The following is a 20,939-nucleotide window of genomic DNA, read 5'->3' as shown; positions in this document are numbered from 1 at the left end:
GAAATGAGAAATATCGACCTAATTCGCGAAGTGACCGTCGCAGCAGCTGGGCGGTGGCCTGACGTTTTGTCATTGGCTGGCATTACCGTTCCGCAATCACCTCGCCAGCACTCAACTTGCCCGGCGTGTGGTGGAAATGACCGTTTCCGCTTTGACGACGGCGGTCGCGGTTCCCACTTCTGCAATCAGTGCGGCGCAGGCGACGGGCTGGACTTAGTGGCAAAGGTAAACCACTGCGACACCACGGAAGCGGCTCGAATTGTTGCTGGTGCGCTGGGGATTGATTACCGGGTAGCAGAAACTGCCCCGAATGCGGCCAGCCAGAGACGTGAGCAAATGGAAGCTGAGCGTCAGCAGCGGGCGGACACAGACACAGCGAAACGCCGTAAAGTTTTCACAGAAAAATATCAGGCAATCGCAACGCAGGCACAGCCGGATGAAAGTGCATACCTCCTTGCTAAGGGGCTGGATGGCTTCACATATCCGGTTCTGCCTGACGGCTCGCTATTGCTGGCGCTGCATGACGTATCCGGCGCGGTGACCGCTGCGCAGACTATTACCCCAATGGGGGAAAAGCGTCTATTAACTGGTTCTGTGAAGAAAGGCGCTTTTCACGCCGTCAACGCTCAGGAGAAGCCACAGAGCATAATCATTGCCGAAGGGTTAGCCTCAGCACTGACGGCGCACCTGATGCGGCCTGATGCCCTCACCGTGGCAGCAATCGACGCGGGCAATCTGCTACCCGTGGCTCAACTCATCCGCCAGCAACACCCAGACGTGCAAATCATCATTGCCGGTGACAACGATTGGCATTCGCCGGGAGAACTTGACGAAAATGGAAAAACAAAACCAAATATTGGGCTTATCTCCGCCGAAAAATCCGCAAAATCGGTGAACGGGTGGGTATCAATACCACTAACAAAGTTTAAGGCTGATTGGGATGATTACCGCCAGCAAAACGGGCTGGACGCCGCTATAACCGTTTTTAACGAGTCCATGTATCAACCGCAGGGGGAAGTCGTGACCGTTCAACTTAAAGCCATTGAAGGCGGGAAAAAAGACCATCAAGGCACAGATCCGCTCAAGCCTCACGTTGTAAGCCGAAAAGATGGCGTTTTCTGGATAACACCCAAGGTTGATAAGGATAGCGGCGAAATTATCAACAATGAAGCTTGGCTGTGCTCTCCACTGGAGGTCATTGGTACGGGGAGAGACGACAAAGACCAATATCTGATTATCCGCTGGCTACCAGTAGGTGAGAATTCGCAGACCACCGCCGCCATACCCCTGGCAGATATTGGGGAGCGCGAAGGTTGGCGCACTCTGAAAGCGGGAGGCGTGAACGTGACCACAAAGAACGCGCTCAGGGCTACGCTGGCAGACTGGCTACAGCGCAGCGGTTCCCGTGAGATTTGGCGTGTGGCTCAAGCTACGGGCTGGCAGTGTGGTGCGTATATCATGCCAGACGGTGAAATCATCGGAACGCCTGAAAAACCGGTGTTATTCAACGGTCGCAGCGCCGCCGCTTTGGGTTATACCGTGAAAGGGACGCCGCAGAGCTGGCGCGAGTCCGTGGCGCGATTAGCGCGGGGGAATCCCTCTATGATGGCAGGTGTTGGGGCGGCGCTGGCCGCACCGCTGATTGGTCTGGCCGGTGTCGATGGGTTTGGTATTCACTTTTACGAGCAGTCGAGCGCCGGAAAGACCACCACGGCCAATATTGCCAGCAGCCTGTACGGAGATGCTGACGCTTTACGCCTGACGTGGTTCGGTACCGCGCTTGGTATTGCCAACGAAGCCGCCGCGCACAATGACGGCCTGATGCCGCTGGATGAAGTGGGTCAAGGTGCTGACCCTGACAGCGTGGCTAAATCAGCCTATACGCTGTTTAACGGCGTGGGCAAGTTGCAGGGTGCCAAAGAGGGGGGAAACCGTGATTTAAAGCGATGGCGCACGGTGGCACTCAGTACGGGTGAAATGGACATTGAAACCTTTATCGCCAGTGCTGGCCGTAAGGTTAAAGCGGGGCAACTGGTGCGCCTGCTTAATATCCCTCTGGAGAAAGCCCAGCAATTCCATGAAACCGCGAACGGCAAAGCACATGCGGACGCCCTCAAAGATGCGTACCAGAACCACTATGGCGCAGCGGGCCGATACTGGATAAAACACCTTGCCGACCACCAGCAACAGGCTGTAGAAGCTGTCAGGGAAGCAGAGAGCCGCTGGCGCTCACTGATACCGTCAGACTATGGAGAACAGGTTCACCGCGTGGCGGCACGATTTGCCGTTCTTGAGGCGGCTTTATTACTGAGCCGGGCGATCACCGGCTGGGATGAGCAGGAATGTCGTGATGCGATACAGCACAATTTTAACGCATGGATCAAAGAGTTTGGCACCGGCAACAAAGAGCATAAGCAGATTGTTGAGCAGACAGAGGCGTTTCTCAATGCGTTCGGGCTTAGCCGGTTTGCGCCATTGCCCTATAGCCCGCAGGATTTGCCTATCCGCGATTTGGCAGGGTACAGGGACAAGGGGAAGCATGAGTGTGACCCAATGGTGTTTTATACCTTCCCTGCGACCTTTGAGGGGGAGATAGCGAAGGGTTTTAACGCCAAGCACTTTGCAAAGGTACTGGTTGAGTCGGGCATGTTAACCCCACCAGCCAGTAACAGAGGTTTCCAAAAGAAATCACCTCGTATTGATGGCCGTCAGATTAATGTCTACGTGATCCACCACGTTCCGGAGAGTGAAGAAACAGAAGAATAGTTTTATTCACATACGAGGTTTATGTGTTGGTTCAGTTAGTTCAGTTGGTTCAATATGTAAAGATTGTTGTTTTAAAAGGAGATTGTTTCTGGTTTTGAACCAACAGTGAACCAACAAACGGCCATTTTGAACCAACACCGGTTTCTCTCTGGCTGGTGGGGTAATTTCTCATTTAGCGACTGAACCAACAAAAGTACCGACTGAACCAACAAAAAATCGCGCGTGTTGGTTCAGCAAAACTCAGTACTGGCGAGGCCTGCAGCCCGGTGAACCAACTGAACCAACTGAACCAACACCTTTTTACTTATATAGAAGCATTGAGTCGGTTTTGATCTTAGGCAACTGACGGATAATAAGCTGCATGCTAGGATTAATCCGAACATTACTAATGGGAATAGGGATATGAAAAAGACAATATTAGCGTGCGTTATTGCTGCCACTCTTTTGACCGGGTGCGGCCCAAAGGAATTAACCCCTGAGCAAAAACAGGAAGTGAGCGGCCTCAAGAGCGAACTTTCCCAGACGGAAAAAGAAATAGCCGAAGCAACAGAGCAGCAGGGGCAGTTCACGGGTGGATTAATCAAAAATCTCACCACCGCCAGGCTTGAAGTGCTGGGAACTAATAAAGCGCTTTTAGAGCAACGTATCAACGCTATCGAGTCGGGTGCTAAGATTGATTTAGCCATTAGCGGTGTTAAACCAGACCCGGAGGCGGCGGCGGCATTAAAAACTGAAATTGATAAGCTTACTGTTCAAATCAGCGAAGCAAAAAAGGAAGCAAGCCAATACAGCGGTGGTCTGATCCAAGCGTTGAAGCTTTCTACGGTTGCGACTCAGGAACAGACAATGGCGATGCTACAGCAACGCTATCTTTCGGCGATGTATGGATTGGCTGAGGTTAAAGTTCCCAGTGAGCAGGCCAATACGGTTGTTACTGCAAAACAAACTCCACAACCTGCGCCAGCAGCCACAAACCCACCATTGTTGCCGCCGGGCGAAGGGCCGTTTGGTTTAGACGTAGGTTTATCTAAAAAGAACATTGAAGATATGACCGGCGAAGAACTCAAGCCTGTGGAAAATAGTGCTGACCTTTACACATCTGAATCGTTGCCGAAAAAGAATGCTGACTTCGAGGCTTATGGACTTTTAATCTCCCCAGATGCTGGCCTATGTCAAATCAGGGCTGTAGGCAAAAGCATTGATACTGATAGCTTTGGCATTGCTTTAAAATCCAAATATGAGGAACTCAGCGACTCTCTATCTTCTATCTATGGAAAAGCTGATAAAAATGATTTCTTGATATCTGGCTCAATCTGGAAAGACCCTAAATACTGGATGATGTCCTTGGATAAAAAGGAGCGATTCCTGTCAGCGCAATGGAAAGGAACTAAAGAAAAACCACTGAAAAATAACCTGATTTCCGTATCTATCGAAGCTAGAGCGGATGGTTCTGAGAAGGGATATATTTTCCTTCAGTATAACTTCAGCAATAACGAAGTTTGCAAAGCAGAGATTGAAGGGGCGAAAAAAAGCTCGCTTTGAAATCAAATAACTCAATTAGCAAGACCCCGTTTACGCGGGGTTTTTATTTGAAATAACTGAATGTGATAAACATATTCCACCGTTATCACCAAGTTGGTCTGATTACCGCGACTGAGTCCGAGCTATGTGGGGAGAATTGCACAAAGCTGGCGCTTAGTGGCAGAGCCGCATCACGACCTTTTGCACTTTTATAAATCTCGCGGAAGAACTGGACGCTTTCATTAAGGATGCCGCATGAAAATAGAATTAAAAGATGATGGCGAAACAGCAGTGATCGCCGTGACTTCATCCTGGCTGAATGCCACCAACGTGAATGGCGCTTTGGAAATGGTAAAGTTGCTGGCCGATGTTGAAGTAAAGCGTTCGGGGATACTTATGCGCACAACGACGATCAGCGGCTCGAGGGAGCAGGTATTGGCAGCTGAGAAAACACTTAACCGACATATAGGTAGAAAATAGTAAACACAGCTCAATACGCTGTTTTTTATTTGTACTGAGCCACAGTAACCACCCTTTTTTGATCTGGCCCGGAGCAAGACATGACAATAGCCCCGTCATTGGTCCACAGCTTCAGGACGTAAAGGATATCAGTATCTACCACTATCTGAACCGGATAATCCCCTACTACTTGACTGTACATACTGAGCGCTCCACTTTTACAGTCTTCAAAGGACATTGGATTTGCACTTTTGGTAACCGCATCTTCTTGCTCAGGATAATTCCCTGATGAGGCCATACTATTAAGCTGCTCCTTAGTGTAGTTGATACCTGCGAAACTTGAGCAAGCTACAAAAATACAGCAGCCTATAATAATTTTAATTTTTTTCATGTGTGTCCCTAGATGGTAATAATTTATTACATTCTAGCATGCAGCCATTCTGCACGAAGTAAGATTTGAAAGCGCCTGACTCGACTTGCCCAACTTGTCCAGAACGCCGCCCATAATCCACGCTGTTTTATCCTTTGCTGAAACCCTTACCGCCAGCTCTAACTCCTCGGCAATATCTGCAGGTATCCTGAAAGAAAAAACTCTACTTAGTTTCTTATCTGTCATCTGTAAACACGTATAAAGCATCAGTACATGAAATATTATCATCCCTATTATTGCAATAATCTTTAAATTAATTGCAATTTATGCAATGCTAAGCACTGTGTTTATATCAGGGTTTCGGAGGATTAATGACCAGCAGAGCGAAAGTGAGGCCCATCCTGCTTAGTCAGGAACAGGTGAATTCTTTAGAGCGTATCCAAGCAGAAGAACGGGCGAAATCGCAGCTTGGGATCACGCCCAGCCTCCACGTCATTGCCCGTGGATTGATGGATAAAGCGCTGGAGGGGTTGAAAGTATGAGTCAGAACTGGATGCGTCACTTCGAGTTAAAATTGGTGGATAAGAACGGCGAAGGTATTAGCCTAAGCGAATTCAAAGCTACTTTTGAGATAGAGCGCAACGATAACCGCTGGCCGGCCGTTGCAAGGATAAAAGTTTATAACCTTTCACCACATACGGTAGGCCGAATTATCAGTGGTAAGGAATTCGATAAAATTATCCTGATCGCCGGTTACGACGGCATCGCGCCAGAATACAAAGACAGCGATGTTGGCGTCGCGAAAAAGATTGACGATTCTCAGGTCGGTAAAGCAAACGGCATGAACTTTGGCGTTATTTTCAGCGGGGATATTCGTTTTACCCTGACAGGCAAAGATAACCCAACGGACAGCTGGGTTCTGATTCAGGCCTGTGACGGTGAGGACGCATTTCAAAATGCCTTTATCAGCGCGAACTTGTCAAAAGGTTACACGCAAAAAGATGTTTATGATTTGCTGATGAAAAATCTTGAACCCTACGGTATTACACGCGGTGTGGTGCCTGAATTTCCAACAACGGTTTACCCACGCGGGGCGACATTCTTTGGTCTGGTGAGAAATTACCTTTCAGACCTTGCCAGCCTGTGTGAAGCCACATGGCAATTTAGTTACGGTAAGGTGGATATTATCCAGCAGGACGTAGCCAAACACTCCGCCATTGTGCTGAACAGTCAGACCGGACTCATTGGTATGCCGCAGCAAACTATCGGCGCAGGCGTCAACATACGCTGCTTAATCAACTCAAACATTCAGCTTCATGGCTTGATTCAGCTTGACCAAGCATCGGTATACCGCACTCAGCTCAACGATCAGGATATTTTCAGCGGCAAATTTGGCGAAAAAGATATCAATGGGAACCAGGTTGTAACAGGCCGTGATGCGAATGGTAAATTTGTCGATGCGCCAGCCATGCAGCAGCCGGCCAGCGTGGCGACAGATGGCATCTACATTGTCCGGTACATTTCCTATACTGGCGACACTCGCGGGCAAGCTTGGTACATGGATATGGCCTGTGAAGCTCGCGGGGCGGCTGATGTTTATTCGTCTTCGTTTATGCAAAAGGTTCCATCATGAAAAGCATTATACTTTTATCCGGTCTTTTATTTGCCTCTGCAGCGAATGCGCAGTCTGTCACCTTAGAGTGCGGAAGCTTCCGATACGAAATGATTGAAAACTCGATGGCTAAAATTAATGGTGAATTTGTCACTTCGCAAAAACTATCTGAAATCGGGCAGAATGGGTTGAAAGCGGAAATGACGCTCATGCCAGCCAGAGATGGCAACATGTACGGCTTCGAATATGTCCACCCAGACGGAAGTAAAAGACACTGGCTGAACGTTGAGTTAATTCGCACCAACATGGATCAACCGCGGCTAATTGGCTCGTTTGACTGTCACCGCGTAGCGAATTGAGGAAGCAGCATGGCAACTATCAGACCCGTAGATGATTTTGACGTGATAGACATAACAATTGAACGCGTCAAAAACGAAATGCGCAAGGCGGTGCCGGGTATCATCCAGTCGTTCGACCCGGACACTGTTACCTGCGTGGTTGAGGTCGGAATTTATGGCGGCCTTAACTTCGCTCAAGCAGCAAATTATAACGACAGAGGAAAGGAGGCGTCCGTTCCCTACCCCCTCGTTCTTGATGCTCCGGTAGTCTTTCCTCACGGCGGCGGCTGCACACTTACCTTTCCAATTAAAGCCGGAGATGAGTGTTTAGTCATATTCAGTGATAGAAGCCTCGACTTCTGGTGGCAAAGCGGCGGTACTCAAATGGCTGCGACTAAGCGGAGACACGATTTCTCAGATGCTTTTGTCATTCCCGGCCCACAGTCTCAGACAAAGAAAATCAGCGGGATCAGCACCAGCGCCGTGCAATTGCGCACCGATGATGCTGGCGCCTTTGTTGAGCTGAATCCGGGCAACCACGCTATAAATCTCAAAACATCCGGCGACCTCACAGCACTGGCCGCTGGTAGCATCACCGTTACCGCACCGACCATTACACTCAACGGCGACGTGACGATTAACGGCAATCTCTCACAGGGTATGGGCGATGGCGGCGGTACAGCGACGATGCTAGGGCCGATCACCGTTACCAACGACGTTACTGCTGGCGGCAAGAGCTTACAGAATCATGTTCACAACGGCGTTCAGACCGGCAGCGGACAGACAGGAAAACCGCAGTAAGGGTATTTTCCACTTTCAGAGAAAGTAACCGGGGTAATTCAATTCTCCTCTGTTGCTTACCCTGAGCCGGGTTGAGAGGCGAACCAGTTATGCAGAAAGCTAAAGCGCCAGCAGGTCATGCGCAAGGTTTTAAGGAGTTGGAATGACCCTATCAGATGAACAAAAAACGCTTTTCGATGCCCTGACGCGATTACAGAAGCGCTTCGTTACCCAACTGCTTAATGGCGACAATCAAACGCAGGCATACCGGAACGCAGGTGGCAAAGCTAAAGGCGATACTGAACGCTCTAAGGCTAGCCAGATAGGTTCAAATAGGAACGTGCAGGCCTTTTTGAAAGCCGTTCAGTATGAAACGCTGAATGAAGCCTTCATGACCTACGAAGAGTCTATATCGCGACTCTCAGCTATGGGACGCACAACCATTCAGGATATCGTGACCTGGGGTAATTTTCAGATAGGCGAGGACGAGAACGGCGAGCCGGTCTATCAGGCATCATGGAAATTCAAACCTATCGAAGAAATAAAGCCAGAGCACCTGTCCGCTATCGCTGAACTATCAACGGGCAAAGACGGCATCAAACTGAAACTTCACGACCCGAAGGCGGCCATCAAACAGCTCGCCGAAATGCGCGGTTGGGAAGCACCGAAGAAAACCGAACTTAGCGGGCCGAATGGCGGAGCAATTCAGACAACCAATTTGACCGCTGACGAAGCCGCCGAAGCGTACCGCAAGCTGATGGGATAGATGTAGATGCGAGGTAATCCCGCATGATGATTTCCAGATTAAGAAAAGTACGCATTCTGGTACGCAGCCAAAAGACAGTTCTCTATGCGAACCTTAGCACCTGGCAAGCAGGCATTGCGAAATCACACTACAACATGAGTCCACATCATGCGAAGCCAGCACACGTTAGAACTCGCCATGTTACAGGTAGCCAGCCAGAGCGGTGAGCCGATGGACAGTCAGACGCTATACGATGTGAGGAATGAGATTAGAAATGTTCTGGCGGTGAAAGAGCGCCAGCGTCAACGAATGACCGCGCCGACCTACCAGTGGAAGAAGCCAGTAGCGACACGTCGCTAAATCTTATTGTGTATTCATTCTCACAACATCTGTGATTTTCCCATATATCCATTTCAGGCGATTATCGGTTATGACTGGTGCTGTTCATGCTATGTAGACTCAGGGAGAGGCATAAAGACGCTGTAAGACTCATAATGATGCTGCTGAACGAATGACAACCAGCGGAATGTTATGCCACAATGAACTTGTACCGTTGTGAAAATTCGACGGTTATACCCGAAGACGCCCAGTTGGAGAATTAATCATGGCAATTACAACCCTAAACAGTGTGGCAGATTACTTGCTGTGCTTTGCCCAAGAGCACGGGGATGTCATGACGCCGCTTAAACTGCAAAAAATGGTGTTCTATGCTGATGCTTGGTTCATGGCATTGAATGACGGTAAAGAGTTGATTGATGATAGGTTTGAGGCTTGGGTACATGGCCCAGTAGCGAGAGATTTGTATATCAGGTTCGCCGATTACAAATGGCAACCGATCACCCGTGAAATACCATGCCCGGAACTCCCTAAGGTTGTTTCTGAACATCTGGACGAAATTTATAAAGTCTTTGGCGGCTACTCGGCTTACGAGTTGGAGCAGATGACCCACCAAGAAGATCCGTGGCTATTGGCTCGTGCAGGGATACCGTCCGATGTTCCGTGTCGAAATGATATCGACAAAGACGTCACCGCTAAATTTTACCGCGGCATGATGGATGCCTGAACGTGGCTAAATTAAAGATTAAAGCAAGCAAGATACCGGTGGCGGCTAACCAAATCGTCGCCGGAACGCCCAACCCCACCACGTCAACACTTAGCTTTTCTTTCCAGTACATTGACCCTGCTCATGATAAGTTTGGCTTTTCCGGCCAGGCTGCGGCTTACTTCTGTAAGGTACTGGAACGACTTAAAGATATATCCAGCCTGACCTCGCTTGAGTTTACAACAAACCGAAATGCGGCTCTCAAATCGCACTGTATCGATTGGAGCACAACCTCTGAGCCTGACGGGTTTACCCACCTTAACGAGCAGTTCCAGAGCTATACGCCGTATCAGTTTGCCATATCGCGTAATGAGCATGGCCGCATACACGGCTTTTTCATCGGCAACGTGTTCCATGTTGTCTGGCTTGATCCTGCCCATCAACTTTATCCGGGTCAGTAACCTCTAAACTCAATCCGATACTCACCGCAGCTTATCGGTATTTGCGCTCTGACGCTTCCACGCGCTGTAAATATCCTTATCCCACGCTTTGCCTGTTTTGGTCTGATAACCGGCCTCATTGAGCCGTTCAGCGATAACGCGCCCATTGTCGAACCCTTCCCGTATGGTGCCAGCGACAATATGGATCACCGCTGCCTCATTGTATGGGTGTGGGGGAATGCCTTGCTTACCACCAGCCAGCGCAGCAGCAGCCGTTTCCATTCGCTCCACCAGCGACAGCAGACGCGAGTCAGGATTGTTAACTGGCTGGCTAAGTTTCTGGCGTACAGCTTTTATAAGCCACGCTGTTTTATCATTGCCAGACTCACTCACAGCCGAAGTGAATGACTCGACCAGTTCAGCAGGCACTCGGAAAGTTACAGACAGGGATTTACTCATCAAGACCACCAGTAACAGGAAAGGGTAAGTGGTTATTTTATCATCGTAAGACAGTGTAAGACAGTAATGAAAACTGACTTAAAAATTAGACTGTTTAATACGGATTTAAACCTAAAATCTTCTCTAACCCATACGCGGCAACGCTTTACAGCCCATTGGCAAAAAATCACGTCTTAAATTTTATGTGCCTTATAGCAGTAGGCAACTAAAGGTGATTTGTTTTATTAAGATTGTCATTTCGGCGCAGTGAAAGAAGAGGCAGTCCACGGCCAGCATGGGATTAACAGCAATTGCCACCAGAATCACAGCAAACTAAATTGGTTCGCAGGCGTGAGGTTCGCACAAAGGTTCGCACCGAAACGCATGGTTTCCAGTGGTGTAGTTTCCACAGAGGTTTCCAGCAAAAAGCATAGTTCGCACAACGGTTCGCGGCATAAGTTCGCACAAAGATGATTACTCGAAGTCTTCAATTCGGGAGCAGGTATGGTGATATCACCACGGTCAATCAATGCGTACTACTTCCCCGTCGATTGCTTCATGCTTGCCGCCAGTATCACGCATTAGCGTACACGTCCCACGCAGGCCATAACGCGATACGTTACACCACACGCCTTTGCCACCACCCGATTGAGTAGTGTCCTGCCGTTGCTCGTAGCTGGTGATCTTTTCCAACAAGCCATCACGAACCATTGCTTCCAGCGTTCGCCTCGTCGATTCCAGATGATGCCTTGAGTCGAAGGAGTCTAATCCCTGAACCAGATACGCCACGCCGGATACATCAAAGGGTGGTGCGCCGATTTCTCCCGTAACCCATTCGATGTTATCTGGTTCGTAATAGCTTAGAATTTCTTTTTTGTGGGCTGTCATTCTCATGGCTGGCTGATTCCTTATTGTGGGATACATCTATCCTACAATAAGAATGAACTAAATTTTGGCAGAAATTTACTGCCCTAGGGGCCACCAGCAGGAGGGCGGTATTTGGTCTAAAAAGGGTGGCACAAAATATTCTGGGGGTACATTTGGGGGTATTTATTTTTTAGTTAAAATAAAAGTCTATGTAAATCATGTATATTGCATTCTTGTTATACTCCCTTCACCGCTCCAAAACGTCCTTCATTACTCTCTTCCAATGTCTACTAAACTCAGTAAAATCAGATTCTTAAATTGTTTGACTCCATCAGCGTTTACTCCGCTCTATCAATATCTGAACATATTGGTGCATAGCTTGGTGTATAGCGCTTCCCTACACCGGACGAAGTGACTCACTCCCCGTTGATTGACAAAGTACGAAGTCAATAATGACGGGTTAATAAAGTAATGCATTATAGATCAGGTTCATACACTGAAAATAACCTTCGCAAATATCATGTTCGAACATTACCGCGGATAAAGCTAAACCTTTTTAAAATTCACTTTCTTATTATGCGCAAACATAGTATTTTTTTAACTAAATGAGCATGCTTGTTTTTTTGTTTAATTACAAAATCTAACATATTAAAGTGATAACTCAATATTTAGTGGTCATCATTATTCAGGTATAGTTTAGCAGTTTTTCTATGGTTGTTAATTTGTATGTTAATCACTGCGATTATTCATCTGGTTTATGAATGGTGATTATTATATTGAAATATGAATAAAGCGTTAAGTTTAAATAATGTGAAATATATAAGTAATGATAATTCAAAGTAAAAGGATTTAGTTGTGATTGATAAAAAATTTGAACATGCAATGACGCCTATACTATTAGATGCTGTTAAGTACGCACGTTCACGATTGCCTCTTAAAGCAACGAATAAAATTTATACTGATAAACGTCATGTAAGCAAGATGATGTCCAGTGATCCGAAGCGTTGGAGCCTACATACGGCTGAAGCGGATGCCATTCGACTCAAGAGTCTTCGGAGTTTACGTGACCAGAAGCTACCTCCGCGTGAAGTAGCCAACACGCTTGAGAGGGATTATCTCAACCGGATTCCTCATGCAGGTAATTGCGGCGAAAACGCTGTTCTCGCTTTTTATTACCTGCTCGATAGAGCCAGACGTCTTGATGCGGCTGCCGGAACGCAAGTGCAAATTATGCGAGTTTATATGCCAGTGCCTGTTGATCATGCGTTTGTCTTGGTGGGCACCCGTCCTTATGGTCATTCGAGGTCAATTCTGGATAACACAATGATTTGTGATCCCTGGACGAAGATTGTCTGTCCACTGGAGCACTTTGATCAAGCCTGGCGAATGAAAATGAAAAAATGGTCATCCCGTGGATTAGCCGGTCTCTGCGGTGAAGGGTATTATGATCATTATAAGGACAATTGCTCTCTTAATACTGTCAAGGTTGGAAAAATAGACATAGACCAGCAGAGGATCGAATCTGCAAGACCTTTTGGACAACTCTACCTCGCAGATGGTATGTCTTTCAGGTAAAAGCATATTTGTGTGATTGTAGCAGTCCTGCTGGAGCTCTTTATATTCACCTGGTTTTGACCAGGTGAATGCTCGTCAGAGGTATGAAGTAATTAAAAATTATCCGAGAATAAACTATTCATAAATATGGCCTGTCGGGATTAGTCAAAATAGAACGTATTTTTCAATTCTCTGTTGCTTCGCCTGAATTAATTATCAGCCATGCGTCTGTCATTTTATTATCTGGATGGGCCGCTATTTTTATCCGCAAGCGTATTAATTAATAGAACGCAATATACGCAGTAATGAGTTGTGTGATTACCCAGACAGGCAATGGCGAGTGATTGATGCGGTCTAGATAATGTTTTTAAAGCAGGTCCAGGCGTCTCACCCAAACCTGCTTCATTTTATGCTAACAGCAATTACTTGTTCTTCACCTGCAATCCACGCGGCAGATTATTGTTATCGACCTGTGGTAAACCGGTCGAGGCAGAAGAGGTCAGCAGGCCTGTCTCAACATAATTTTGCAGCTTTTCGCGGGTATCGGTGATATCCAGATTACGCATGGTCAGCTGGCCAATACGGTCATCAGGCGAGAAGACGGAATCCCCTTTCTCCATGGTCAGACGCTCTGGTTTGTAAGTCAGATTCTCAGAGACCGTATTCATGATGGTGTAGTCATTGCCACGGCGCAGTTCCAGCGTCACTTCACCGGTGATTTCGCTGGCGACCCAACGCTGAGCGGAGTCACGTAGCATCAGCGCCTGCGGATCGAACCAGCGGCCCTGATACAGCAGACGACCCAGCACGCGGCCATTCGCATGATATTGCTCGATGGTATCTTCGTTATGAATGCCCGTCAGCAGACGCTCGTAGGCGATGTGCAGCAGCGCCATTCCAGGGGCTTCATAAATGCCACGACTTTTGGCTTCGATGATGCGGTTTTCGATCTGATCGCTCATACCCAAGCCATGACGGCCGCCGATGCGGTTGGCTTCCATCATCAGCTCGACGCTGTCGTCGAAGGTCACGCCATTGAGCGCAACAGGGTAGCCACGCTCAAAACGGATGGAAACTTCTTCCGCTTTCACGACCACATTCTCGTCCCAGAATTTCACGCCCATAATCGGGTTAACAATTTTCACGCCGGAATCGAGGAACTCCAGATCTTTGGCTTCGTGCGTCGCGCCCAGCATGTTGGAGTCAGTGGAGTAGGCTTTCTCGGTCGACATTTTGTAGTCGAAACCGGACTGAATCATAAATTCTGACATCTCATGACGGCCACCCAGTTCATCGATGAAATCGGTATCCAGCCACGGCTTATAAATTTTCAACTCAGCATTGGTCAGCAGACCGTAACGATAGAAACGCTCGATATCGTTGCCTTTGTAAGTACTGCCGTCACCCCAGATATTCACGCCATCTTCTTTCATCGCGGCAACCAGCATGGTGCCGGTCACGGCGCGGCCCAGCGGGGTGGTGTTGAAATAAGTGACGCCAGCGGTGGTGTTATGGAATGCGCCACACTGAATGGCGGCAATCCCTTCGGCAACCAGTTGTTTACGGCAATCAATCAGGCGAGCTTTCTCTGCACCATACTCCATCGCTTTACGCGGAATGGCATCGTAATCTTCTTCATCAGGCTGACCCAGGTTGGCTGTGTAAGCATAAGGAATCGCCCCTTTTTTTTGCATCCACAACAGTGCTGCACTGGTGTCCAAACCGCCGGAGAAAGCGATACCCACACGCTGATTGATAGGAAGGTGCTTGAGAATAGTTGTCATCGGTTCAATCCTGTATGAATTAGGTCTGTCTGTTAAAAGTTTCAATGCCTATATTGATATCGCAAAACGGGGTTCAGGTAAAATACATTTTGCATATTTATGTGAATTTTATTGCATAAATATCTAATTCTCGTGATAGCAAGCCGGTGGTTCATTCAAAATATTATGGCGTTTTGCAAAGCTCCCCGCTGAGCCTCACCTCCTCTCACAAGGGCAGCACATCCAGAGGTTTTACTTCCCTCAGCACAAACGATGTCTGCATCTCTTTAATCCCCGGCAGACGGCGCACCACTTCCATCGCAAAGCTCGAAAAACTATCAAGATCTTTCGCCACGACCTGCAACAGAAAATCCGCATCCCCGGCAATCGCGTAGCAGGCAATCACCGACGGTAACGCGCCGACCTGCTGCTCGAAACGTTGGGCATCTTCTTCGCTGTGGCTGTCGATTTTGACCCGGATAAACGCCAGCAACCCGAGGCCGACTTTTTTCCTGTCGATATTCGCCTGATAACCGGTTATCACGCCGCTGTCTTCCAGCTGCTTTACCCGGCGCCAGCAGGGAGAGGCCGCCATGCCAACTTTTCCAGCCAGCTCCTGATTGGTCATCCGCCCCGAATTCTGAAGTTGCTTAAGGATGCGAAGGTCTGCCGGTAAAATTTCTTCTGTGGACATAATTTGCCTTCATGAAGTCTATTTTGGAAAGGAGTAACCAGATTAGGGCATTTTTCACCAATAAAAGAAAGCACCTTTCAGCAGCGGATGGTTATGCTTTATGTATCACTGATGATGACAAAGGGCGACACAATGACAGACACACTCCGGCTGGCGATTATCCTTAATCCTGACCTTCCGCCGGGATTGCTGGCGAACACGGCGGGCGCAATAGGTATTGGTCTGGCAGCGAAATTTCCGATGCTGGCGGGTAACTCACTGACCGATATGAAGGGGGCGACGATCGATGTCAGTTCAAAATATCCCGTCCCCGTTTTACAGGGCACAACGGATCACCTTAAGGCGCTGATGTTTAAAGCCCTCGATGCGGGCGGCGAGCGAGGTGTGGTGGCGTTCCCGGCGTTTGCCCGGTCCCTTCATTCGTTTGAAGAGTACGAAAATACGTTTGTGCTGCGCGATTTGCATGATGAAGTGATCGACGGCTTAGGTCTGGTCGGGCCGGAAAAGTGGATCAAATCGCTCACCGGAAATCTGAAGCTGCTGCGCTGATACGAACGTAAAAAATAGCTGACCCGTCGCGTCGCGGGTCGGTAATCATCAATAATCCTTCTCCAATTCCAATCCTCTGCGTGTTTATTCATCAATATTATTCCCATTGCACTTTATATAGTTACATAACGTGATATTTCCCTTAATCATTATAACGATCATTAATTAATTCTCCTTACCTGCCGATAATGCAAAGGCTTTAGGTAACACCTGCATATATAAACAAAATAATGGAGCGTTAATTACTATGAGAAAGTTATTAGTTTGTTTTGAAAATGTTAAAGTCGGAAAGAAACTGGCAACCGGTTTCGGGCTTGTTCTGTTACTCAGCGTGGCGGTCGCGATCTGTGGCATTAAAAACCTTAATGATATCTCCGGGCGTGCCGAGAAAATCAGTCAGTTAAAAGTGATCACCGATCAGTTTGCTTTATCGAAAGATGCAAGGCTGCAATATGTCAAAACCCATGATGAAAAGTTCATCGGCATTAACGAAGCAGGATTGAAACAGGTCGATCTCAAGATAGAAAGTTTGCAGGCCTACAAGTGGCGTCCTGAGCAGCTGGAGTTGCTGCGGACATTACCGGGCGCGATGCAGGGCTATCGGGAGCAGCGCGCGGAAACGGTCAGCGAAACCCGCAAACGTGAAAGCATTGTCGGTTCGCTGGGTCTGACCAAAGAAGAGGCCGACGTGACGCGTCTGGCACAGGCGTATTCGCAGGATCCCGCCACGGCGGTCACGGCGAATGCGTTGAATGAAATCGGCAAGCACCTCACCGGCGTAGCGGTGCGCGTCAAACTGCTTGAACTCCAGAATACCGAAGAGGCGCAGCAGGCGTTGGTACGATTCATCGCTGAATCGATTCAACTTATGGATGCAGTGAAACCGCAGCTGAGCGCGGCGGATGCTAATGCGTTAAGCGACGTGGTGCGTTCGGTGGGCGCGAAACAAGAAAGTGCACAGGCGTATCTGGCTTCTTATCTTGCCGAAGAGCAGGCAACGAAAATGCTTGCGAAGTCTGGCATGGCGCTGACGACGGCCAGCAGTTCCCTGTTTCAGGAAGAGCTGAAATCGACGCATTCGGATATCAATCAGGCGATTTTATGGATGTCGATGATCATGGTGGCGGCGGTGCTGTTAAGCATTGCAATCGCGTTCATTATCACTCGCCAAATCACCACGCCGCTGTCCGCGACGTTGCGCGTTGCACAGCAAATTGCCCGTGGCGATCTGCGTGCTCATCTGGAGACCACACGTCGTGATGAACTGGGTGAACTGATGCAGGCAGTAGGTGCAATGAACGACGAGCTGCGCCGCATTATCGGCGACATCCGCAGCGGTGTGTCGCAGGTCAGTCTTGCGTCGGGCGAAATTGCGGCGGGGAATAATGATCTGTCCGCGCGGACCGAAGAGCAGGCCGCTGCGCTGGAAGAAACGGCGGCCAGCATGGAGCAGTTAACCGCGACGGTGAAACAGAATGTCGACAATATTCACCACTCCAGCCAGCTGGCGCGCAAGACCTCTGAGACGGCCAACAAGGGCGGCACACTGGTCAATCACGTGGTGAAAACCATGAATGAGATCACCGCCAGTTCAGGCAAAATTGGTGAAATCACTACCGTCATCAACAGCATTGCATTCCAGACCAATATTCTGGCGCTGAATGCGGCGGTCGAAGCGGCGCGTGCCGGTGAGCAGGGGAGAGGTTTTGCGGTGGTGGCCAGTGAAGTAAGAAGTCTGGCGCAGCGCAGCGCGCAGGCTGCAAAAGAGATCGAGGAGCTGATTGGCGAATCGGTCGAGCGTATCAGCGCCGGGTCTGAGCTGGTCGAACAGGCAGGCACGACGATGCATGACATCGTGACGTCCATCGGTAATGTCACTGAAATTCTGAATGAAATTGCTCAGGCGTCAGATGAGCAGAACCGCGGGATCTCTCAGGTCGGGGAAGCGATTATCGAGATGGATAACGTGACTCAGCAAAACGCTGCGCTGGTGGAGGAGTCTTCTGCCGCCGCCAACGCGCTGCGTGATCAGGCGCAAAGCCTGGCGGGTTCCGTTTCACGTTTTGTGACTGAGTAATTTTTCTATTGCTCACTGCGCTATTGCGGCGCAGTGAGTTTTTTACCACAGCCGTATGCAATCAGCTGGTGGTTTTTAACTGCGGATAGCGTTTGAAAATCGTCAGACACCAGACAAAGGCGATACAGCCGAGGAATCCGCCGGCGTAGCCGACGTCGCTCATTGCCAGATGCAAACTCACCTGATTGCCGATCAATGCGCCCGCGCCGATCCCGATATTGTAGATACCCGACAGCAGCGCCATTGATACGTCAGTAGCGTCGGAGGCCAGCCCGAGTACGCGAACCTGCATCGCCAGTCCGATAATCATCATCGCCAGCCCCCAGACCACGCACAGAATCGAAATGCTGACCGGGTACGCCGCCGCTACGAACAGCAGCAACATGCTGAGTGTAACCATCAGGATCGGGCCGCTGAGCATCGCTGCCGGGAAGCGGTTGCCGAACACGCTGAAAATAATGCTGCCGAAAATCCCCGCGCCACCAAAAATCAGCAGCAGGAAGGTAGTGAAGTTCTCACCCATATCCGCGACGGTCTGAATAAACGGCTCAATATAACTGTAAGCAGTGTAGTGAGCGGTCACTATCAGCGCGGTCAGAATATACATGCCGACCAGGGCCGGACGGCGGAACAGCATCGGGACGCTTTTCAGGGAGCCGGTATGTTCGCTTGGCAACGGCGGCAGCAGTTTGATCAGGCAAATCAGCGTCAGCAGCGCAACGCCGCCAATGCACATAAAGGTGGTTCGCCAGCCGAGATACTGGCCGATGAGGCGGCCAAGCGGCAGGCCAAGCACCATCGCCAGCGCGGTGCCGGTGGCTAACATACTGAGCGCCTGCGTTTTTTTACCAGCCGGTGCCACGCGGATAGCCAGCGAGGCGGTAATCGACCAGAAAATGGCGTGGGAGAGGGCGATACCGACGCGTGACGCCACCAGACTCCAGAAATCCCAGGCCACGACGGAGAGTGCGTGGCTGACGATAAACAGGCAGAAGATCACGATCAGCAGGCGCTTTCGCTCGACGTTGCGGGTCAGCAGCATCAGCGGCAGCGACATCAGCGCGACCACCCAGGCGTAAATGGTGAGCATCAGGCCGACCTGCGCCGTCTTCATATTGAAACTGGCGGCGATGTCGGAGAGTAATCCGACCGGCACAAATTCGGTGGTATTGAAGATAAAGGCGGCGACCGCCAGCATCACAACGCGAAGCCATGCTGTCCTGCGCAAAACGGTATCTGATTGCATTGAAATTTATGACTTATTAGAAGGTGTAAAGACCAGGCTCGCTTCTCAGGAAGCCTTTTGAGGGCATAGTGTGTTTTATTTGTTCTAAAAATGAAATAGAAAATTGGCCTAACAGAAAAATGTTTTAGTGACAATTTTAGTTATAGAAAGTGAGAGGCAGATCACCCGTTTACGCGACATGGCGTTATTGCGGGTGCCAGCACCAGTGCCACGGTTCGTAGATGAATCCCCACGGGTTGTTCAGCGGAAAAGACATCACGAAGCCAAAGCGCGCGGCGTTGGCTTTCAGCCATGCGAAAGCGTCGGTTTCACCGAACACGCCGGTGACTTCATCACAACCGGGAGTATTGATATCCACGGCGCAGCCGGTGTGATGCTCGCTGCATCCGGGCGGTGCCAGTGAGGTAAAGAAGATTTCGGGCGGAAGTCCGGCATCCTGCTTCGCGCGGATAAGACCCGCCTGATATTCCAGACTGCGCCACGCGGATACCAGATAAATGGCGATGCCTTCGGCGGCGGCCTGCTGTTTCATCGTCCGCCATGCCTGCGCGGCAGGGGAGATCAGGCGGTAGATTTTACCGGTGTCCGCATCGGTCTCTGCGTCCACCAGTAAGTGCTCACTTACTTGCTCGAAGTACGGCAGAGTGCGGTGCGCGATAACCAACGGGTCGATGTTCAGATCCCGCAACATCTGGTCTGTTTTGGTTTTCAGCACCGCCTGATTCATGCCTCTTCTTTCCCTTTGCGCGTCATTGCGTCGGTCATCGCCCGCGCCGAACTGCGCATAGAATGCTTGTAACGCGAAGCCGCTGACACCAGCGCGTTCAGCAATTGTGTATCCTGCTGATGTTGCTGATATTCCGGGTGCCACTGCACGCCAAGGCAAAAGTCATAGCCTTCGCACTCGATGCCTTCGATCACGCCGTCCGGCGCATACGCATTAATGCGGCAACCTTCGCCGACAGATTTCACCGCCTGATGATGCGAACTGTTGACCTCATAGTGCAGGCTGTCAACGCAGCGGCTAAGCAGCGACCCTTCGACGATCTCAACCTGATGGCGAGCGCGCTTTTTGCCTCCGGCATTTTCGGTATCGACGGTGGTGCTGTGCTCGAGCGCATCAGGCAGCGCATCGGGAATATGCTGATGCAGCGTGCCGCCGGTAAGGACCGCCAGCAGTTGCTGACCCCCGCAGATGCCCAGCAGCGGCATGTTGCGCTGCATCGCGCCTTTGACAATGGCTTTTTCGAATTCGGTGCGCCCAGGTTTCAGTCGCACCTGACTGCTGGTCTGCTGCTCATTGAACAACTCGGGTGGGACGTCAAACGCGCCGCCGGTCACAACAATCCCGTCGCACAGCACAAGATACTCATCCGCCAGATCGGCATGATGCGGCAATGCCAGCGGTACAGCCCCCAGCTCTGCCAGACTTTCCATGTAGTTCTGACGTAAGGCGTACCACGGAAAGTCGGCGTAGCCCCCGGCTTCCTCGCTGTCGAGCGTGACCCCGATTACCGGTCTGGATTGAAATTTTGTATGCATTCTCCCGATTCCCTGCCATGAAGATGAAAAACAACCAGAAAATTAACCATATCAAGGGGCGGTCAGCTCAAACAATATAAATTATCAATGAATGCAATTTTCAGGATTTACCTCTACTTTTTTAAACCATTTGGGT

The 20,939-nt window shown here is 49.7% G+C and carries 22 protein-coding genes; 14 read left to right on the top strand and 8 right to left on the bottom strand.

The features are described from left to right. The first annotated feature begins 3 nt into the window (after nt 1-3). From AC0Z7K_RS17720 to AC0Z7K_RS17710, 3 genes are all read left to right on the top strand, one after another. Complete coding sequence (locus AC0Z7K_RS17720) at nt 4-2,766, top strand: DUF927 domain-containing protein (protein ID WP_485615353.1); 2,763 nt, start codon at nt 4-6, stop codon at nt 2,764-2,766. Nucleotides 2,767-3,168: 402 nt separating this feature from the next. Further along, nucleotides 3,169-4,308 carry a hypothetical protein gene (locus tag AC0Z7K_RS17715; protein ID WP_485615352.1) on the top strand — a complete coding sequence of 380 codons (1,140 nt, stop codon included), beginning with the start codon at nt 3,169-3,171 and terminating at the stop codon, nt 4,306-4,308. A gap of 234 nt (nt 4,309-4,542) precedes the next feature. Beyond that, entirely contained in the window at nt 4,543-4,767 is a 225-nt protein-coding gene (locus AC0Z7K_RS17710; RefSeq protein WP_485615351.1) for a hypothetical protein, read from the top strand. Nucleotides 4,768-4,792: 25 nt separating this feature from the next. Here the strand turns inward: AC0Z7K_RS17710 and AC0Z7K_RS17705 are convergent, their stop codons facing one another. Beyond that, nucleotides 4,793-5,137, bottom strand: coding sequence for a hypothetical protein (locus tag AC0Z7K_RS17705; RefSeq protein WP_485615350.1), 345 nt, complete (start codon nt 5,135-5,137; stop codon nt 4,793-4,795). A 350-nt stretch (nt 5,138-5,487) separates the two neighbouring features. Between AC0Z7K_RS17705 and AC0Z7K_RS17700 the strand changes: the two genes are divergently transcribed. The 8 genes from AC0Z7K_RS17700 (at nt 5,488) to AC0Z7K_RS17665 (ending at nt 10,094) form a co-directional block, all read left to right on the top strand. Continuing rightward, nucleotides 5,488-5,658, top strand: coding sequence for a hypothetical protein (locus AC0Z7K_RS17700; RefSeq protein WP_485615349.1), 171 nt, complete (start codon nt 5,488-5,490; stop codon nt 5,656-5,658). After that, nucleotides 5,655-6,749: a hypothetical protein gene (locus AC0Z7K_RS17695; RefSeq protein WP_485615348.1), complete on the top strand. Its 1,095-nt coding sequence runs from the start codon at nt 5,655-5,657 to the stop codon at nt 6,747-6,749. Before AC0Z7K_RS17700 ends, AC0Z7K_RS17695 begins: the two co-directional genes overlap by 4 nt. After that, entirely contained in the window at nt 6,746-7,087 is a 342-nt protein-coding gene (locus AC0Z7K_RS17690; RefSeq protein WP_485615346.1) for a hypothetical protein, read from the top strand. Before AC0Z7K_RS17695 ends, AC0Z7K_RS17690 begins: the two co-directional genes overlap by 4 nt. A gap of 9 nt (nt 7,088-7,096) precedes the next feature. Beyond that, entirely contained in the window at nt 7,097-7,867 is a 771-nt protein-coding gene (locus AC0Z7K_RS17685; protein WP_485615345.1) for a Gp138 family membrane-puncturing spike protein, read from the top strand. Between the two features lie 142 nt (nt 7,868-8,009). Continuing rightward, nucleotides 8,010-8,612 carry a terminase small subunit gene (locus AC0Z7K_RS17680; protein WP_485615344.1) on the top strand — a complete coding sequence of 201 codons (603 nt, stop codon included), beginning with the start codon at nt 8,010-8,012 and terminating at the stop codon, nt 8,610-8,612. A gap of 147 nt (nt 8,613-8,759) precedes the next feature. Continuing rightward, nucleotides 8,760-8,951 carry a hypothetical protein gene (locus tag AC0Z7K_RS17675; protein WP_485615343.1) on the top strand — a complete coding sequence of 64 codons (192 nt, stop codon included), beginning with the start codon at nt 8,760-8,762 and terminating at the stop codon, nt 8,949-8,951. 244 nt (nt 8,952-9,195) lie between these two features. Continuing rightward, the gene (locus AC0Z7K_RS17670) at nt 9,196-9,654 is read left to right on the top strand and encodes a Panacea domain-containing protein (protein WP_413535741.1); all 459 of its coding nucleotides are present in this window, start codon (nt 9,196-9,198) and stop codon (nt 9,652-9,654) included. Between the two features lie 2 nt (nt 9,655-9,656). After that, nucleotides 9,657-10,094, top strand: coding sequence for a hypothetical protein (locus tag AC0Z7K_RS17665; RefSeq protein ID WP_413535740.1), 438 nt, complete (start codon nt 9,657-9,659; stop codon nt 10,092-10,094). A 21-nt stretch (nt 10,095-10,115) separates the two neighbouring features. On the opposite strand, the gene AC0Z7K_RS17660 is transcribed toward AC0Z7K_RS17665, so the two are convergent. Both AC0Z7K_RS17660 and AC0Z7K_RS17655 read right to left on the bottom strand, forming a co-directional pair. Further along, nucleotides 10,116-10,532 (bottom strand): hypothetical protein, encoded by a 417-nt coding sequence (locus AC0Z7K_RS17660; protein ID WP_485615341.1) that lies wholly within the window; start codon nt 10,530-10,532, stop codon nt 10,116-10,118. A gap of 501 nt (nt 10,533-11,033) precedes the next feature. After that, nucleotides 11,034-11,405, bottom strand: coding sequence for a hypothetical protein (locus AC0Z7K_RS17655; RefSeq protein WP_485615340.1), 372 nt, complete (start codon nt 11,403-11,405; stop codon nt 11,034-11,036). Nucleotides 11,406-12,233: 828 nt separating this feature from the next. On the opposite strand from AC0Z7K_RS17655, the gene AC0Z7K_RS17650 reads away from it, so the two are divergent. Further along, a complete protein-coding gene (locus tag AC0Z7K_RS17650; RefSeq protein ID WP_485615339.1) occupies nt 12,234-12,953 on the top strand; it encodes a hypothetical protein in 720 nt (239 codons plus the stop codon). Between the two features lie 401 nt (nt 12,954-13,354). On the opposite strand, the gene argG is transcribed toward AC0Z7K_RS17650, so the two are convergent. Further along, nucleotides 13,355-14,716 (bottom strand): argininosuccinate synthase, encoded by a 1,362-nt coding sequence (gene argG / locus AC0Z7K_RS17645; protein ID WP_015689414.1) that lies wholly within the window; start codon nt 14,714-14,716, stop codon nt 13,355-13,357. A gap of 205 nt (nt 14,717-14,921) precedes the next feature. Beyond that, complete coding sequence (locus AC0Z7K_RS17640; protein ID WP_485615338.1) at nt 14,922-15,389, bottom strand: Lrp/AsnC family transcriptional regulator; 468 nt, start codon at nt 15,387-15,389, stop codon at nt 14,922-14,924. 132 nt (nt 15,390-15,521) lie between these two features. Between AC0Z7K_RS17640 and AC0Z7K_RS17635 the strand changes: the two genes are divergently transcribed. Both AC0Z7K_RS17635 and AC0Z7K_RS17630 read left to right on the top strand, forming a co-directional pair. Beyond that, nucleotides 15,522-15,938, top strand: a complete 417-nt coding sequence (locus AC0Z7K_RS17635; RefSeq protein WP_485615337.1) for a DUF2000 domain-containing protein — start codon at nt 15,522-15,524, stop codon at nt 15,936-15,938. 247 nt (nt 15,939-16,185) lie between these two features. Further along, nucleotides 16,186-18,015 (top strand): methyl-accepting chemotaxis protein, encoded by a 1,830-nt coding sequence (locus AC0Z7K_RS17630; RefSeq protein WP_413530904.1) that lies wholly within the window; start codon nt 16,186-16,188, stop codon nt 18,013-18,015. A 61-nt stretch (nt 18,016-18,076) separates the two neighbouring features. Here the strand turns inward: AC0Z7K_RS17630 and AC0Z7K_RS17625 are convergent, their stop codons facing one another. The 3 genes from AC0Z7K_RS17625 to AC0Z7K_RS17615 form a co-directional block, all read right to left on the bottom strand. Next, on the bottom strand, nt 18,077-19,261 hold the full coding sequence (locus AC0Z7K_RS17625) for a sugar transporter (protein WP_485615336.1): 1,185 nt from the start codon (nt 19,259-19,261) through the stop codon (nt 18,077-18,079). A gap of 184 nt (nt 19,262-19,445) precedes the next feature. Beyond that, nucleotides 19,446-19,988: a M15 family metallopeptidase gene (locus AC0Z7K_RS17620; RefSeq protein WP_485615335.1), complete on the bottom strand. Its 543-nt coding sequence runs from the start codon at nt 19,986-19,988 to the stop codon at nt 19,446-19,448. Then, complete coding sequence (locus AC0Z7K_RS17615; RefSeq protein WP_485615334.1) at nt 19,985-20,803, bottom strand: gamma-glutamyl-gamma-aminobutyrate hydrolase family protein; 819 nt, start codon at nt 20,801-20,803, stop codon at nt 19,985-19,987. Before AC0Z7K_RS17615 ends, AC0Z7K_RS17620 begins: the two co-directional genes overlap by 4 nt. Nucleotides 20,804-20,939: the final 136 nt, after the last annotated feature.

The sequence above is a fragment of the Rahnella sp. 1L-D-7-B-C2 genome, from assembly GCF_057290995.1.
This window is presented reverse-complemented; position numbering and strand designations above follow the sequence as displayed.